At 31.8% G+C, this 16,059-nt stretch carries 17 protein-coding genes; 6 read left to right on the top strand and 11 right to left on the bottom strand.

The features are described from left to right. The first annotated feature begins 184 nt into the window (after positions 1–184). The 3 genes from AC1EUY_RS08150 (at position 185) to AC1EUY_RS08140 (ending at position 1,641) form a co-directional block, all read left to right on the top strand. Positions 185–781 carry a transposase gene (locus tag AC1EUY_RS08150; protein ID WP_480195025.1) on the top strand — a complete coding sequence of 199 codons (597 nt, stop codon included), beginning with the start codon at positions 185–187 and terminating at the stop codon, positions 779–781. Positions 782–784: 3 nt separating this feature from the next. Next, entirely contained in the window at positions 785–1,396 is a 612-nt protein-coding gene (locus AC1EUY_RS08145) for a transposase (protein WP_480195024.1), read from the top strand. Between the two features lie 140 nt (positions 1,397–1,536). Further along, positions 1,537–1,641 carry a transposase gene (locus AC1EUY_RS08140; RefSeq protein WP_480195023.1) on the top strand — a complete coding sequence of 35 codons (105 nt, stop codon included), beginning with the start codon at positions 1,537–1,539 and terminating at the stop codon, positions 1,639–1,641. A 136-nt stretch (positions 1,642–1,777) separates the two neighbouring features. Here the strand turns inward: AC1EUY_RS08140 and AC1EUY_RS08135 are convergent, their stop codons facing one another. From AC1EUY_RS08135 to AC1EUY_RS08110, 6 genes are read right to left on the bottom strand one after another with little or no spacing between them, the layout of a single operon-like run. Next, positions 1,778–2,116: a hypothetical protein gene (locus AC1EUY_RS08135; protein WP_480195022.1), complete on the bottom strand. Its 339-nt coding sequence runs from the start codon at positions 2,114–2,116 to the stop codon at positions 1,778–1,780. Positions 2,117–2,153: 37 nt separating this feature from the next. Next, a complete protein-coding gene (locus AC1EUY_RS08130) occupies positions 2,154–3,485 on the bottom strand; it encodes a DUF58 domain-containing protein (protein ID WP_480195021.1) in 1,332 nt (443 codons plus the stop codon). Positions 3,486–3,489: 4 nt separating this feature from the next. Next, positions 3,490–4,488, bottom strand: a complete 999-nt coding sequence (locus tag AC1EUY_RS08125; RefSeq protein ID WP_480195020.1) for an AAA family ATPase — start codon at positions 4,486–4,488, stop codon at positions 3,490–3,492. Further along, positions 4,472–5,701: a DUF4350 domain-containing protein gene (locus AC1EUY_RS08120; RefSeq protein WP_480195019.1), complete on the bottom strand. Its 1,230-nt coding sequence runs from the start codon at positions 5,699–5,701 to the stop codon at positions 4,472–4,474. Before AC1EUY_RS08120 ends, AC1EUY_RS08125 begins: the two co-directional genes overlap by 17 nt. Then, positions 5,702–6,499 (bottom strand): hypothetical protein, encoded by a 798-nt coding sequence (locus tag AC1EUY_RS08115; RefSeq protein ID WP_480195018.1) that lies wholly within the window; start codon positions 6,497–6,499, stop codon positions 5,702–5,704. Further along, entirely contained in the window at positions 6,499–7,464 is a 966-nt protein-coding gene (locus AC1EUY_RS08110; RefSeq protein WP_480195017.1) for a stage II sporulation protein M, read from the bottom strand. The genes AC1EUY_RS08115 and AC1EUY_RS08110 overlap by 1 nt, the downstream gene beginning before the upstream one ends. A gap of 22 nt (positions 7,465–7,486) precedes the next feature. On the opposite strand from AC1EUY_RS08110, the gene AC1EUY_RS08105 reads away from it, so the two are divergent. After that, a complete protein-coding gene (locus tag AC1EUY_RS08105) occupies positions 7,487–8,299 on the top strand; it encodes an RDD family protein (RefSeq protein ID WP_480195016.1) in 813 nt (270 codons plus the stop codon). 6 nt (positions 8,300–8,305) lie between these two features. Here the strand turns inward: AC1EUY_RS08105 and AC1EUY_RS08100 are convergent, their stop codons facing one another. The 3 genes from AC1EUY_RS08100 to fahA all read right to left on the bottom strand — a co-directional run bounded on the left by AC1EUY_RS08100 (position 8,306) and on the right by fahA (position 12,160). Then, the gene (locus AC1EUY_RS08100) at positions 8,306–9,493 is read right to left on the bottom strand and encodes a hypothetical protein (RefSeq protein ID WP_480195015.1); all 1,188 of its coding nucleotides are present in this window, start codon (positions 9,491–9,493) and stop codon (positions 8,306–8,308) included. Positions 9,494–9,593: 100 nt separating this feature from the next. Then, the gene (locus AC1EUY_RS08095) at positions 9,594–10,766 is read right to left on the bottom strand and encodes a hypothetical protein (RefSeq protein ID WP_480195014.1); all 1,173 of its coding nucleotides are present in this window, start codon (positions 10,764–10,766) and stop codon (positions 9,594–9,596) included. A 113-nt stretch (positions 10,767–10,879) separates the two neighbouring features. Further along, a complete protein-coding gene (gene fahA, locus AC1EUY_RS08090) occupies positions 10,880–12,160 on the bottom strand; it encodes a fumarylacetoacetase (protein WP_480195013.1) in 1,281 nt (426 codons plus the stop codon). Between the two features lie 121 nt (positions 12,161–12,281). Between fahA and glyA the strand changes: the two genes are divergently transcribed. Beyond that, the gene (glyA, locus tag AC1EUY_RS08085) at positions 12,282–13,568 is read left to right on the top strand and encodes a serine hydroxymethyltransferase (protein WP_480195012.1); all 1,287 of its coding nucleotides are present in this window, start codon (positions 12,282–12,284) and stop codon (positions 13,566–13,568) included. Here glyA and AC1EUY_RS08080 read toward each other — a convergent pair. Together AC1EUY_RS08080 and AC1EUY_RS08075 are read right to left on the bottom strand one after the other, a co-directional pair. Beyond that, positions 13,565–14,893: a DNA recombination protein RmuC gene (locus AC1EUY_RS08080; protein ID WP_480195011.1), complete on the bottom strand. Its 1,329-nt coding sequence runs from the start codon at positions 14,891–14,893 to the stop codon at positions 13,565–13,567. The two genes, glyA and AC1EUY_RS08080, sit on opposite strands and share 4 nt — an antisense overlap. A 3-nt stretch (positions 14,894–14,896) precedes the next feature. Further along, a complete protein-coding gene (locus tag AC1EUY_RS08075) occupies positions 14,897–15,430 on the bottom strand; it encodes a DsrE family protein (protein ID WP_480195010.1) in 534 nt (177 codons plus the stop codon). 89 nt (positions 15,431–15,519) lie between these two features. Between AC1EUY_RS08075 and AC1EUY_RS08070 the strand changes: the two genes are divergently transcribed. Next, positions 15,520–16,059, top strand: coding sequence for a 1-acyl-sn-glycerol-3-phosphate acyltransferase (locus AC1EUY_RS08070; RefSeq protein ID WP_480195009.1), 540 nt, complete (start codon positions 15,520–15,522; stop codon positions 16,057–16,059).

Here is a 16,059-nt window from a genome sequence, read left to right as displayed (position 1 = left end):
ATCAATACCTAGTAACTCTTTAATAATTGCCTGTGAATCCTCCATAAAATTAAGGAACTGAAAGCAATTCACAACTTTTTACCAGCAGTCCATTTTAAAGCATCTCCTGTGAATCCTCCATAAAATTAAGGAACTGAAAGCAATTCACAACTCAAAGAATTACGCAGATACATGTGGGACACCTTTGAATCATCCCGTTCTTGTTGTAAACACGATAGTAGATAATTTAGACATTACAGCATTAGAGCAAAGTTATAAGGGTGGTGGCACTTCGAGTTACCATCCTGGTATGCTCTTAAAGGTTATTATTTATGCCTATTTGCGCAATTTGTACTCCTCAAGAAAGATAGAACAAGCCTTGTGCGAGAACATCCACTTTATGTGGCTTAGTGGTCATAACAAGCCAGACCATAATACGATCAATGACTTTAGGGACAAACGCTTAAAAAGCCATTTAAAAAAAATATTCAACCAAGTGGTCTTGCTACTGGTAGATCAAGGTGTATTAAGCTTAAAAGATCATTATGTAGATGACACCAAGATAGAGGCCAATGCCAACCGCTACACTTTTGTATGGGGAAAGTCCATTGCAAAGAACAAAGTCCGTATCCAAAAGCAATTAAAAGAACTCTGGTCTTATGTAGAGCAGGTATATAAAGAAGAACAACATATCCCCAACACCCCAGACTTTGAGACTATTGATGCACAACAGGTGGAAGCAACAATACACAAGATCAATGATGCTTTAAAAACAAAAGCCATAGATAAAAAAGTAAAATAAAAATTGAATTATGCCAAGAAGAACTGGTCTTCTAATCTTAAAAAATACGACAAACAAGAAGCTATCTTAAAAGACAGGAACAGTTATAGCAAGACCGATACAGATGCTACCTTTATGCGCATGAAGGATGACTATATGCAAAACGGACAGCTCAAACCAGGCTACAATCTACAGGCCTCTATCAATAATCAGTACATTACGGGTTACACCCTTGGGCAGACCACAGCAGATACCACATTGCTAAAAGACCATATAGAAGACCACATAGAATCCTATAATGAAACACCCGAAAGTATAACCGCTGATGCAGGCTATGGCAGTGAAGAGAACTATACTGATTTAGAAGCCAAAAATATAGATGCCTTTTTAAAGTACAACTACTTCCATAAAGAGCAATATAACCAAGACAAAGGAAAAGCCACTCCCTTCGATCCAGATGAGCTGTACTACAATAAAGACACAGACACCTATTACTGTCTAATGGGACAAGCTATGGGCAATATAGGTAGTTACAAAAAGAAAACCAAAACAGGTTTTGAGCAAACCATCACACGCTACCAAGCACAAAACTGCAAAGCTTGCCCGCTTAGAAGCTTGTGTTATGCATCAAAATAAAACCGTATTATAGAACGCAACTATAATTTAATACGATTAAAAGCCAAAGCAAAGACAAGACTCACAAGTGAAAAAGGTATCAAAAAACATAAACAACGCTGTTGGGATGTAGAAGCTGTTTTTGGCAACATCAAACAAATATGAACTTCAAACGCTTTATGCTTAGGGGAATTGATAAAGTAAATGTAGAAATAGGGCTTATTGCATTGGCACATAACCTTAAAAAGTTTAGTTTAACCATATAGGCCAACTTAACTACTTTTTACTTGACAATTTTTAATCAATAAAATGAACGTCAGCAAAAATCAATATATTTATTTAAAAAAGAAATCGCCTAAAAATTACTTTTTAGACGACCTCTTTATATTAGTGTATCAATTTTTATTCTCTCCCAATATTAGCTATTTCTGCATCATTTTTATCAAATTCTAGATCTAATCCATCAGTTTTACCTAATACAAAGTTAAGAATTGTAGTTCCTAGCCATCCAAAAATAAAGCCGATAATAAAGTAGAGTACAGGTACAAAGATTAAAGCGATAATTCCACCGCCAAGAATACCTCCTAAGGCATTTGACCCGCCAAGTGCACTTCCGAATAGGCCTCCAAATAGAAAGGCTAGCGAGAAGATGATAAAACCTATTGCAGCCAATGTTATACCATAAATTAGACCTGCTTTTACAGGGTCGATTCTCTTTAATTTTAATTTTAAGTTGCTCATAATTATTGATTTGGTTAATTATTTATAAATATAAGATTTAAATTAATCCTCTTGCTTTTAACGACAGATACTCATTTATAGTATCACCTGTTAAGTTTTGTGGTTTCGTTAAAACAGACTGAATACCATACTTTTTTAGCTCATTTACTATCTGACGTTTCTCATACATAAACTTTTCTGCAATCACTTTATCATATACAGCTTGAATATTGGTGGCTTTAACATTTGTAATTTTTTCTAATTCAGTGTTTTTAAAGAAAACAACTAATACTAAATGGTTTTTTGCTAAGGCTCTTAAATAGGGTAATTGTCTATTTAAAGCATCCATAGTTTCAAAGTTAGTATATAGAATTAATAGGCTTCTATGGGTAATTTTTCGCTTAATAGTAGCGTACAAAAGACCAAAATCAGATTCTGAAAAATTGGTTTCGATATTATGTAATGTTTCTGAAATTAGATTCATTTGTGAGTATCGCTGTTCGGCAACTATCAAGTCATTTATTTGATTTGAAAATGTTAGCATACCTGCTTTATCTTGTTTGCCTAATGCAACATTTGAGATCGCTAATGTGGCATTAATGGCATAATCTAATAGTGTGAGACCTTCAAAACTCATTTGCATTACACGCCCTTTATCGATAATTGAATAGATGGGTTGTGATTTTTCTTCTATGTATTGATTCACCATCAATTGATTTCTCTTAGCGGTGGCTTTCCAATTTAATGTTCTAATATCGTCACCAGAAATATATTCTTTAATCTGTTCAAATTCTAAAGAATGCCCAAGTCTTCTTACTTTTTTAGTTCCAGAATGTACATCACTAGAAAATGCTTTAATATTGAATTCTCTGAGTTTTAAAAATGAAGGATAACATTTTATACTTTTTTTTGTACCTAAACTATATTTTCGCGTAGCCAATTGCAATGGAGAATTCAAATAGACATTTACAAGTCCAAAATTATATTCGCCTCTTTTTGTAGGTGTTAGCTTATAGTTAACAACTTTAACCTCATTTAATTTTAAAGATTTTTTAAAGATAAAATCTCGCTTTTGAAATTGAAAAGGTAGTTCTTCAATGATTGTATTGAGTATATTAAATCGGTAATGATTCTTTATTCTTATTGATATTTTATTTTCATCACCATTAGAAAGTCGTTCTGGTAAGTCACGATGTAATGTGATTCCATTTTTTATTGAATATACAAGCGCTATATCGATACATAATAATAAGACCACTATAAAGAGTAATACTTTAGCGGTGCTGAAAAATATTGGAATAAAGAAACCTAGAACAAAAAGTACGATGATAGCACCTAATGCAAAAAAGAATCTATTATTAATAAATAATGAATGATATACTTTCTTCATTTACTTATCGAGGTATTTCTACAGCTTCTATTATTTGTGCTATTATTTGATCACTTGTTAAACCTTCCATTTCACGCTCTGGTGTTACAATTACTCTATGTTTTAATATGGGTATCGCGGTTTTCTTAATATCTTCTGGTGTGATGAAATCTCTACCATTAATCGCAGCAAATGCCTTAGAAGCTTTCAAAATCGCTATAGTGGCTCTAGGTGAAGCCCCTAAATACAACAAAGAATTTGTTCGTGTATTTACAACGATCTCAGAAATATACTTTAGTAAATGATCTTCTACACGAATATTCGTAATCAGCTCTTTATATTTTTGAATATTAGCTCCAGAAATTACTTCGATAATTTTTTGAATTTTCATTTCACTTTTTAGATTTTGTTCTCTAGTGACGATTTCTAGTTCTTCTTCACTGGTAGGGTAGGCTACGTCTATTTTAAATAAGAAGCGATCTAATTGTGCTTCTGGCAAGCGATAGGTACCTTCTTGTTCGATAGGATTTTGTGTAGCTAATACTATAAAAGGCTCTTCCATTTTATAGGTGGTACCATCCATGGTTATTTGCTTTTCTTCCATCACCTCAAACAACGCGGCTTGTGTTTTGGCTGGAGCTCTATTAATTTCATCAATTAAGATCATATTCGCGAAAATTGGGCCCTTCTTAAATTCAAAATCTGAAGTTTTTACATTAAAAACCGAAGTACCTAAAATATCGGAAGGCATTAAATCTGGTGTAAATTGAATTCTGCTAAAATCAATAGCTATCGTTTTGGCAACGAGTTTAGCAGTGATGGTTTTTGCCACACCTGGAACTCCTTCTATCAAAGCATGCCCATTTGATAAGATTGCGACAATTATTAAATCTATCATCTCTTTTTGCCCAACAATTACCTTGTTAAGTTCTTGCTTGATTTTATAAACACTTTCTTGAAGTTCGGTAAGGTCTATTCTGCTTTTAAATGCTATATTTTCTTCTTGATTATTGGTTTGTTCCATTTGCGTTTGGATTGAAAAAATTTTCTATTAATGTATTAAGTCTATTTAGTTCATTTTGAGAACATTCATGTTTTTTATTTAAATCAATAATTAAATTTATTAAATATTTTGTTGATGTTAATGGACTACCCGATTTTGCTGCGAGTTGTTGTATGAAAGCATTGTTTAAATTATTTGTGTTTATCAAATAGTTACGACGTATTTTTTCTAAAAAATAGCGAATTTTTTTATCCACTAAATTCTTATGGTCATTTTCTTTTATATATAAATTTGCAATGGTATGTGTAAATTCTACCGTTGAATTTTTAAGATCTTCAACAATAGGGATTGCACGTTGTTTCCTTCTTGCATTAAACAAAATAAATGAAAGTAATCCGAAAAGAAACACATACAAAGACCATTTTAAAGAAGGGTTTTGTAAGAAGAATTTAAATACCGACGCTCTGTTATTACTTACTCCTGATTCAGATAAATTACTCGTTCGTATATGTGGATCCCATAAAATTTTTCTATCGGGTAAATAGGATAAGACATTCTCTGCATATTGGTAATTATCTTTAAGCAAATAGTAATTGGTAAACGCTATAGGCTGTGTATGCAAATAAATGGCACCTTGTCCGTGATAAATTTTTATAAAAACAGGCTTATCCTTACCATTTACTTTTTGTGTACCTAAAATTTGTGTTTTTCGTTCATTATATCTAGTAAAATAATGATTTCTAAGATTTCTATCGAGTGTATAATCTTGTTTACTAAACTTGTCATTTTTTAAATGCAGTGATCCTTTAAGCTTTTTAAGGTTTACGGGTGCAAAAATTTGTTCATTTTCATTCTCTGTTTCAAAATCTAAGGCATCTTTTAGATAATAATTATAATGATTAAGTGCTATAAATACGTCGTTACCTTTGTAAACAAATTGCAAAAGATCTTGAATACCTGCTTGGCTAAGTCGATTTGCATCATATTTTATACAAACATAATTTGCAAAATCTTCTTTTTGATTATCGCGATAATTATTCACTAAATAATCATAAATATTTTCTTTTAAAAGCTCAACTTCATTATTACTAAATAAACTTTTACTTTCGTTATAGATAATATAGGTACCGAATGGACTCTTTTCTTTTTCACGGAAATTCTCATACCAGTTTGTTCGCTTACATTGTGTAAATGTGAGTAATATAAGAATTGCTATGAATTTATATATACGCAACTAAATAGATTGAATAAATGATTTGTATTTTTCTTTTATAATATTGAATTTGATTTCATCAACAGGAAACTCGCCATACCATACATAATCATACACGTAGGATATATAGGCAAAATTCGAACGTAATTTTTTGTTTTTTAATTCAAATTGATACTCTGTGTTTGTTTTGTCTTTATCATATTTAATGAATCCTTTTAAGGACAGTTTTTTTAGGCACGCTAAATAATAATACCGTGTAGCCAAGCGAAAATTATGCTCTTTTATTGCTCTTGCAAGCAAGCGATCATAATCATTTGCATCGATATCTTCATCTTCATTATAAAGCAGTACTGTTGATTGTTTCTTATTAGTTCTTTTAAAGTTCCAAAAACCTTTATCGGTTTTTATAAAACTTTTTACAATAATTAAAACCACCACAATTCCTAGTAAGTATGGGAAAATATTAGACATAAACGCTCCGAAAGTTTTTACAAAACCTGTATCTATTTTACTCTTTGCATTCTGAGCTGGTTCTGTTATTTTTTCTTGAGACTCTTTTTTCTTTTTTAATTTATCTACATATGTAAATTCTCGTCCACTATATTTTTCGCTTAGATCTTGGTCAAATGCTCTTTTCTTAAAATAATCTATGTCTTTAGTGTATGTTAGCGTGTCATTATAAAATTCTGTATAGTCTTTTTCGTATTCTTCTTCTACATACTCGTCGTATTCATGCGAATCACTATATGTTTCTTCAACTTCTTGAGAGAAAGAAGTTATGAAGCTTGTTAATAAAAGTATTAGCAGTATCTTTTTCATTAACGCAAATTATATTTTTCAGCCACTTTAAACGGAAATACCAAATAATAGTAACTAATCGTTAATAAGCAAAATAAAATAATTATAAAGCAAAATAGGGTTGGTATGGTATTGTAATAACGTGTTACATAACCTTCTAAAAAAGCAGCTGCAATGGTAAAAGGTATAGTGCTTAAGAATATCATAAAAGCGTTACGTAATCCTATTTTAAACGACTGAAACCTTTTTAAGGTTCCAGGAAAAAGTATGCTTGCCCCAATGATATATCCAGCGGCGGCTTCAATAATCATTGCAAATATTTCATAAGTACCATGAATCCAGATACCTTTTAGACTATCTAAAAAAGTATTCTGTTGATAAAAAAAAGCTTGAAACACAGCCACCATCACACCGTTATAAATAATATAAAAACCAGTACCGATTCCTAAAAACAATCCTGAAAGGAACATGTTTAATCCCACTCTGATGTTATTATCTAATATCGCAATGAAACCACCCCAATTACTACCACTTTTATAAATAGCAAGGGCATCTCCGCTTTCAATATTTTCTAATGTTTGATCTATATAGCTATTGCCAAGGATTTGTCTTGCAAAAGTCTCGTCATTGAAAGTAGATAGTAATCCTACAAAAAAACATAGAAAGAAGAATATGAACGATAGGTAAATGAATTTACGATACTTATAACATAATAATGGAACACTATCAAAGAAGAAATAAATAACAGAGTTTTTACTTTGTCTTTTTGTATGATAAACATTGCTAAAACTTGTTTTGGCAAGCTTGTTTAAATAGCTAACTATTTTACTTTTAGGATAAAACGTCTGTGCATAGGCTAAGTCGTTCATTATTTTAATATGAAGATCGGCAATTTCATCAGGAGATTTTTTCTCATTATTAGAAATGACACGTTCAAATTCTAACCATTTTTCTTTATTTTGGCTTATAAAAGCAACCTCTCTCATATATAAGCTAATATAATTATTAATGAAAACTCTCCAAATAAATACAACTCAAAATGTTAATATAAATTTTGAATTGGCGAATGTAGGGCAGCGTTTATTAGCTTTTATAATTGACAACATAATAAAGTTTGCCTATTTGTTTGTAATTATCCGCTTTTTTGATTTCACAGTCTTTAATGAAGCCTATGATGGAGATTACTGGTCTGTAAAAGCGATTGACGTACTTATGTTTTTACCTATTACATTCTATTCATTGTATTCAGAAATATTAATGAATGGGCAAACTATTGGCAAAAGATTAATGCATATTAGAGTTATAAATATTGATGGTTTTAAACCCAATACTGTTGATTATGTAATTCGATGGTTTATGCGTATCGTAGATTTCAATCTTTTCATGTTATTATTTGTGTATATGGCATCGTTAAACCTGTACAACAATATATTTATGACCTATTTTATTTTTCTTTTTGGAAAATTAATTGGTTTTTTTTGTATTCTTTTTACCAAAAATAATCAGCGAGTGGGGGATATGTCTGCCAATACTATTGTTGTAGCGTTGAAGGATCCGACAAAATTTTCACATACCATTATTGAAAATCTAACGAAAGACTACCAACCAACCTACCCAAGCGTTATTAAGTTATCAGATAATGATGCTAGAATTATAAAGGAAACATTTAAAGTAGCGCGGGCTAATAAAGATCATAAAACACTTGTTAAACTGCGAGCCAAGATTGAAGATGTTGCCCAAATTACTTCACAAGAAAAAGATGCAATATCTTTTATTGATAAAGTCTTAAAAGATTATAACTATTATACACAAAACATGTGATGGCTTTTAATTAAAACCGTGTTTTCTTATAATGTCTTTAATGTTATTTTTTAAATCTTCACCACTATCGTAAATCATCTGCTCATCAGTTGGAAATGGTACTGCGTTAACTTCAGTAAGTTTTAGTAACTTTTCATCAAGTGCTCTTTTATCACCGCTAAAATCAGCATACACATTTTCGAAAATGAATCCTGATGTTAACGGATATGAATTGATTAACTGTTTTGTAGAAAGGTCTAAGTAACTTATATTTCCAACAATTTGCACATCTTTAAACTGTGTATGCTCAAAGAATTTACATGTAGCAGTGATAAATTTATCTACCTTTATATCATTGCCTAAACTATCTTTTTTAACGTTTCCATTGTCATCTAATACATATTGCCAACCATCTTTTACCTGCTTCTCTTTCAAGGATTCTTTCGTACTTATTTGTTCTGGACTCACTAAAATTGAATTGAACTTTAATTGCATTTCATAATCATAATTAATATCCTTTTGAATATTGGTGTGAAAGCGCGTCCATTTGTCATTTAAGCCATACGTATTAAAGTTTAGTAAATCATCTTCTAATCTAACGGGTAGTGTAGTTTCCGTATCGTTTAAAAGCTGTACACTTACATAATCAATTCCTCTTTGGTAGGCCTCTTCAATTTTATCTCTAGTATTCTTAAAATTAGGATTCAATTCGTCAAGATATGTGAAGTCTTGATACGCTTTTCTATAATCTTGTTTGTTATTTGCATTTGTTAGTAGGTTAGAAGCATTGTCATACAAGTAGCTAGAGAGTGAATTCTTAGTTTCTAAAATTGGCGTATTGTAGTCTTTAAAATCGAAATTTGCGTCTCTATCCTCATCATATACTCGTAATGGTAATAATGCTTTTACACGCTCTTGAATATTATTAAGACCTGCATAAGCATTGTATATCTTTTCTAGATTAGCAGGATTACCATCTTTTTTAAGAAAATTGATTTCACGTAATTTTCTATCCGTATTTTTATTATAAGCTTCTTCTAATAATAGGATAATATCTTGATTTCTTTTACTCGATTTATTGTATTGTAACTTTTCTACAGCAGCATTAATAGCCGTAATATAATTACCTGTATTAATTGCTTTTTGTGTTTTTTTAGCTGTGCTACAAGAAACAACTATAAATACTATAATAACTATGAGAAGTATTCTTTTCATCTTTTTTGGCTGTTTGAGATTACTAAGAATAACGAATAAAATATCTACATATTGCAACTTACAATCAATAATAATTGACTGATAATATGGTGTTTAAGGTTTAAAATTTTTGTTGACTCAATAACGCAGTAAGCTTTTGTTTAAAGTTACTGATTGAGTATTTCACAAACAAATAATCTTTAGGATATGGAGTTTCTTTAGCTTGCAATGCCTGATGATATTTTTGATCTATAGCACGTTGATCACCTTTGTACTTTCCATAGGTATTTTGAAATTTGGCTTCTCCGAACATTGGGTTATTCGATACTGTCTGTTTCGTAGCTAAATTTTTAATATTTACAGTTCCATCAAGCTTTGAAGCTTTATTCTGTTGATATAAATATACCTCTGCACGCGCAATAGCATATTTAGCGACTTTTATATCATTACCATTTTTATCTTTCATTACGTTGCCATTACTATCTAATTGGTATTGCCATCCATCTTGAATTTTTCGCTCTTGTGGCACACGTTCTTGCTTGGTTTCTGGTTGTGTAAATGATAATTTATCAAGATTAATTTCGACTTGATAGTCATACTTTACTTTATAATCTTTTTTATCATGAAAAATTAACCAAGGGTTTTCAAATCCGCCAGCATTGATTCTAGTAAATCCTTGTAAGCTATCTTTAGAAATTTCTCGTACATTATTTTTTAAGTTTACTAAAACAAAACTACTTCCTTGATTTTTAGCTTTTTGAGATAGTTCTGTTAAATTAGATTTATAGGTAGGGTTTACATAAATTAATTCTTCAAAATGCTTATAGGCTTTTCGCGCTCCTAGTTTGCCGTCTTTCATTTCTTGCATCGCCATCGAATACAAACGTGAGGAATAATTGTTTTTAGTTTTCTTTATCTCAGTTGTATAATCATTAAAATCAAATGTCACTTCCTTTCCTTCGAAATACAGAGGTTGTAGTACACGAACTTCGTCTTGTCTTAAGTCTAAATTCAAATAGGTTCCATATATCTTTTTTAATGCTTCAGGTGTGTTTTGCCCTTTTAGTGAGTTGATAGTATTTAAATCTTGCGCTGCAGCTTTATTATATGCTTCTTTGAGTAACGGAATATGTTTTTGGTTTGATTTACTCGTTTTATCCTTTGTAAGTTGCGCAATTGAATTGTTAAATGCGTTTGTATAATTGCCCGACTGTAAATAGCTAGTCGTTTTTTGAGTACCACCACAAGCAGCTAAAACTATAATTGCAAAAAGATAAATACTATATTTTTTCATGATATCTGGTTTAATTGGTCTATCTACGAATATACTTGAATTCAATCTAAAAACAAAATATCCTCGATTTTAGCAAATCAAGGATACTTTATTAATAAATATTTACTATTCATCTATTCTTTTGCAGGTTCTACCTTGCCAATGCATTCTCCGAACCCAATACGAACAGCATCATTTTGGCAATGTGCGCGCATAATAACAGTATCGTTATCTTCAATAAATTTACGTTCAGAACCATCTTTTAATTTAATAGGATTTGCGCCACGCCAAGTCAACTCTAACATAGAACCATAACTATCTGGTGTTGGGCCAGAAATAGTACCAGAACCCATCATATCACCCGCACGCACATTACAACCATTAACTGTGTGATGTGCTAATTGCTGTGCCATGGTCCAATACATGTATTTAAAATTAGAGTTTGCAACAATAGTTTCTTCACCACCTTCAGGTTTAATACCTGCCTGTAAATGAATATCGAAACTATGCTTACCATCATGTTGTAAATAGGGCAATGGCTTAGGGTCTTGTTTCGGGTTATCAACTCTAAAAGGTGCTAAAGCATCAAGCGTAACAATCCATGGTGAAATAGTAGAGGCAAAATTCTTGCCTAAAAATGGGCCTAAAGGTTGATATTCCCATGCTTGTATATCACGTGCAGACCAATCATTAAATAATACCAATCCGAAAATGTATTCTTCTGCTTCTTTTATTGGAATTCTGGTTCCAAGGTCGTTTGAAGCAGTGGTAATAAAAGCCATTTCTAATTCGAAATCTAATAATTTTGAAGGGCCAAAATTTGGTGTATTATCCCCTTCAGAAGGTCTTGATTGCCCAATGGGTCTTCGCACAGGTGTTCCAGAAGGTATAATCGAAGAACTTCTACCATGATATCCTATGGGTACGTGTAACCAATTTGGCATCAGTGCATTTTTAGGATCTCGAAATATACTTCCTACATTTGTTGCATGCTCTTTACTGGCATAGAAATCGGTATAATCACCAACATCAACGGGTAATTGCATTTCAACTTCATCCATTCTAAAAATGATCTTATCTTTATGCTCAGCATTATCTCGTAATTTACCATTTGCTGTGTCAAAAATTTCTGCGATTCTATTGCGAACCAATCTCCAGGTAATACGGCCATCTGCAATAAAATCATTCAACGTATCTTGTAAAAATATATCATCGGTTAAAGGAATTCCTTCAAAATATCCGAGCTGATGTAAAGCCCCAAGGTCGATGGCATAATCTCCAATTCGTGTACCTATTGTTATAATATCATCACGTGTTAAGAAGACTCCAAACGGAATATTTTGAATCGGAAAATCTGAATTCTCAGATACATGTAACCATGATTTTCTATTAGGATTATTTGCTGCTATTGTCATTTGATAACTTGTGAATTAAATTTCATTCAAATATAAATGTTTATGTGAATTAGAAAAATGAAATTATTACTTTTGACTACATATTTAACAAACGCTTAACCTTTACAAATAGATTTTAATAATGCAACGAGATCAACAAATATTTGACTTTATACAAGAAGAAAAAGAACGCCAATTACATGGGCTAGAATTAATAGCTTCAGAAAACTTTGTTAGTGAGCAAGTTATGGAGGCTGCAGGTTCTGTTCTAACAAATAAATATGCCGAAGGATACCCTGGTAAACGTTATTATGGAGGGTGTGAAGTGGTTGATAAAGTTGAACAATTAGCTATAGACCGTGCTAAAGCTTTATTTGGGGCTGAGTATGTTAATGTGCAACCACATTCTGGTTCGCAAGCAAATTCTGCAGTGTATTACGCTTTATTAAAGCCAGGAGATAAGATTTTAGGTTTTGATCTTTCGCATGGAGGACATTTAACGCATGGCTCTCCTGTAAACTTTTCAGGTAATCTTTATAAAACATCATTTTATGGAGTAGAACAGGAAACAGGCATATTAAATTATGATAAAATTCAAGAAACAGCGTCACAAGAAAAACCACAGTTAATTATAGCTGGTGCCTCAGCCTATTCAAGAGATATTGATTTTAAGCGTTTTCGTGAAATAGCAGATAGCGTTGGTGCTTTATTGATGGCAGATATATCACACCCTTCAGGATTGATTGCAAAAGGTATTTTAAATGATCCGATGCCACATTGCCATGTCGTAACCACAACAACACATAAAACCTTACGTGGCCCCAGAGGAGGAATGATTATGATGGGTAAAGATTTTGAAAACCCATGGGGAATTACATTAAAAAGTGGAAAACCTAAAATGATGTCTTCAATTTTAAATATGGCGGTATTTCCTGGAAATCAAGGTGGACCGCTAGAACATATTATTGCTGCGAAAGCCATTGCTTTTGGTGAAGCTTTAACAGATGAATTTTTGCATTATCAAATACAAGTAAAAAGAAATGCAGCTGCAATGGCAAACGCTTTCGTAAAACGTGATTATCATCTCATTTCTGGTGGTACAGATAATCATATGATGCTAATTGATCTAAGAAATAAGAACATTACTGGTAAAGAGGCTGAAAATGCGTTGGTGAAGGCAGAAATAACAGTTAATAAAAACATGGTACCTTTTGATGATAAGTCTCCATTTGTTACTTCAGGAATTCGTATTGGTACGGCTGCAATTACAACTAGAGGATTAAAAGAAAATGATATGGAAACTATTGTTGCATTAATAGATGAAGTAATTACAAGTCATGAAAATGAAGTGGTATTAGATGCAGTTGCTGAAAAAGTAAATAAATTGATGGTTAATAAACCTTTATTTGCGAGTTCTGTAGAAGTTTAATTATCATCGGTTTCGTTGGCACGTTCAACTATATTTTCTGGTAATTGTTTTTTTGCTTTTGCTCCTAATTTTTTAATTTTCTCTACACTGGTTATGAGGTTTCCTTTTCCTTCGAAAAGCTTATTCATGGCTAGATTGTAATCAATTTTCGAAGCATCAATTTTTTTGCCTATGCCAATAAGGTCTTTCATTAATCCGTCAAACTTATCATACAGAGCCCCAGCTTGACGTGCAATTTCAATGGCGTTACGCTGTTGCTTTTCATTATTCCACATCGTATCTATTGTGCGTAGTGTAGCTAAAAGTGTAGCAGGTGTAACAATTACTATATTCTTTTCAAAAGCTTTGTTATATAATTGATTATCAGTGTTGATGGCAATTGCAAATGCTGGCTCTACTGGAACAAATAATAATACAAAATCTGGTGATTCAATTTCATAGATATCTTCATATTTCTTTTCACTTAGTTGTATAACATGCCGATTTAAGGAAGCGATATGTTCTTTTAGAGCACGCTCTCTTTCTTGATCATCTTCATTATTGATATATTGTTCATAAGCAGTAAGAGATACTTTAGAATCTATAATCATTTTCTTATTGTCTGGTAAATGAATTACCACATCTGGCAACACCCTTTTACCACTTTGAGCAGTAAAGCTTTGTTGTATAAAGTACTCTCTATCTTTTTCTAAGCCCGATTTTTCTAGCACACGTTCTAATACTAATTCACCCCAATTTCCTTGTGTCTTGCTATCACCTTTTAGGGCTTTGGTAAGATTCAAAGCTTCTTTACTCATTTGTTCATTCAGTTCCTTTAATCCTAAGATTTGTTGGCGCAATGCTGCATGACGATCAATACTCTCTTTATGTGTATCTTCAACTTTCTTTTCAAATGTTTTAATTTTTTCTTGTAAAGGATTTAAAATCGTCTTTAAGTTCTCTTTATTCTGCTCTGTAATCTTAGATGAGTTTTTTTCTAAGATATTGTTCGCTAGCAATTCAAAGTCTTTACGTAGTTGTTCCTGCTGTTTTGCGAGTTCTTTGTCTCTTTGTAGATTTTGCTGTTGCAAGTTTTCATATTCAGCATTCTTTCGTGTAAGCTCAGTATTTAAAAAATCTTTTTCACGACGAATATCTTCTCTTTCGTTTTCGGTTGTGTCAATTTTTTCTTGTAATGCATTTAGCGAATTCTGTAATTGTATATCTCTTTCTTCTAAAGCACTCATTTGAGCTTTGCCTTTTAATCCATTAATATAGATACCTATTAAAACGCCAATTACTACAGCTATAACAAATATGATTATATATATAAAACTCTCTTGCATCGATCAATTAAAATTTATGACTTTATATCCGTTTTCTTGGTATTCAACTAATGCTGTTAGTGCAGATAATGAAAGTTTTACATCTTTCGACAAGCCTTCAATAGGCAATCCTCTTGACTTGTAGGACTGCCCACAGACATAGATATCGACAGCAGCCTCTTTTAGTGCAGAAATTAGTTTAGCATTAGGGTTATCAATCTTATATTTTTCTTTGTAGGCCTTATTGCTTAAAGCATCTTTAGCGGCTTTACCATGCATGACAAATGCAACTTTCATATTCTTGGCAGGCACTCCATTCTGAGCATGCATATTTAAATAACGTGCCACAGTATTAATTAAAGGATTGATAGTTCCTTCTTTACCTGTATTGGTATAGATATCAAAAATCACCTTATACTCTTTATTTTTTTGTAATAGCAATTCTGGCTTATCGATCTTATAAACATGACCAAAACTTTTTATAATTGGCCCATCCTTTTTTTGTGCAAAGACTCCTGAAAAGGAGACAAAGACAAGAAGAATAATTATATTTTTCATTGTAAAAATTTGAATCAATAATATTACAAAATATCTTCAGCTATTCATAGGTATTTGATGTTTTGTTTATAAAATTGTATTATTGAAAAGTGAAGTTTATTTCTAGGTTTATTTTAATTACGTTATTGCGATGGAAAATTATTGGAAATTTTCCGAGTTTAAAAAAGTATGTTATTATTGTAGCTCCTCATACTAGCTGGATTGATTTTCCAATTGCGGTGCTTGTAAAGTTTATTAAAGAATTAAAAGTAAATTATATTGGTAAAGCCTCTTTATTCAAACCTCCTTTTGGTTTTTTCTTTAGATGGTTAGGAGGAGAACCTGTTGACAGATCAAAAGCACATAATAAAGTAGATTCAGTAATAGATCTTTTCAATGATAAAGATGAATTTATATTTGCGTTAGCACCAGAAGGAACGCGTAAAAAAGTAACAGCATTTAAGTCAGGATTTTATCATGTGGCTAAAGGGGCAAATGCACCTATAGTTATGGTTGCATTAGATTATAAGAATAAAGAGGTAAGAATTTCTAATCTTTTTTATACCACAGAAAATAAAGAGTTAGATTTTCAAAATATTTACAGTTATTTTAGAGGAGTAGAAGGAAAGAAGCCAGAACTTAGCTTCTAG

The organism is Maritimimonas sp. 2210JD6-3 (genome assembly GCF_056591795.1).
Note: the sequence above shows the minus strand (reverse complement) of the source record. Positions and strands in the feature narration are given on the sequence as shown.

Bases quoted from the DNA above. Each gene is read 5' to 3' on its own strand.
- AC1EUY_RS08140 (WP_480195023.1), top strand. From the start codon at position 1,537: ATGAACTTCAAACGCTTTATGCTTAGGGGAATTGATAAAGTAAATGTA.
- AC1EUY_RS08135 (WP_480195022.1), bottom strand. From the start codon at position 2,116: ATGAGCAACTTAAAATTAAAATTAAAGAGAATCGACCCTGTAAAAGCA.
- AC1EUY_RS08130 (WP_480195021.1), bottom strand. From the start codon at position 3,485: ATGAAGAAAGTATATCATTCATTATTTATTAATAATAGATTCTTTTTT.
- AC1EUY_RS08125 (WP_480195020.1), bottom strand. From the start codon at position 4,488: ATGGAACAAACCAATAATCAAGAAGAAAATATAGCATTTAAAAGCAGA.
- AC1EUY_RS08115 (WP_480195018.1), bottom strand. From the start codon at position 6,499: ATGAAAAAGATACTGCTAATACTTTTATTAACAAGCTTCATAACTTCT.
- AC1EUY_RS08110 (WP_480195017.1), bottom strand. From the start codon at position 7,464: ATGAGAGAGGTTGCTTTTATAAGCCAAAATAAAGAAAAATGGTTAGAA.
- AC1EUY_RS08105 (WP_480195016.1), top strand. From the start codon at position 7,487: ATGAAAACTCTCCAAATAAATACAACTCAAAATGTTAATATAAATTTT.
- AC1EUY_RS08100 (WP_480195015.1), bottom strand. From the start codon at position 9,493: ATGAAAAGAATACTTCTCATAGTTATTATAGTATTTATAGTTGTTTCT.
- AC1EUY_RS08095 (WP_480195014.1), bottom strand. From the start codon at position 10,766: ATGAAAAAATATAGTATTTATCTTTTTGCAATTATAGTTTTAGCTGCT.
- fahA (WP_480195013.1), bottom strand. From the start codon at position 12,160: ATGACAATAGCAGCAAATAATCCTAATAGAAAATCATGGTTACATGTA.
- glyA (WP_480195012.1), top strand. From the start codon at position 12,282: ATGCAACGAGATCAACAAATATTTGACTTTATACAAGAAGAAAAAGAA.
- AC1EUY_RS08080 (WP_480195011.1), bottom strand. From the start codon at position 14,893: ATGCAAGAGAGTTTTATATATATAATCATATTTGTTATAGCTGTAGTA.
- AC1EUY_RS08075 (WP_480195010.1), bottom strand. From the start codon at position 15,430: ATGAAAAATATAATTATTCTTCTTGTCTTTGTCTCCTTTTCAGGAGTC.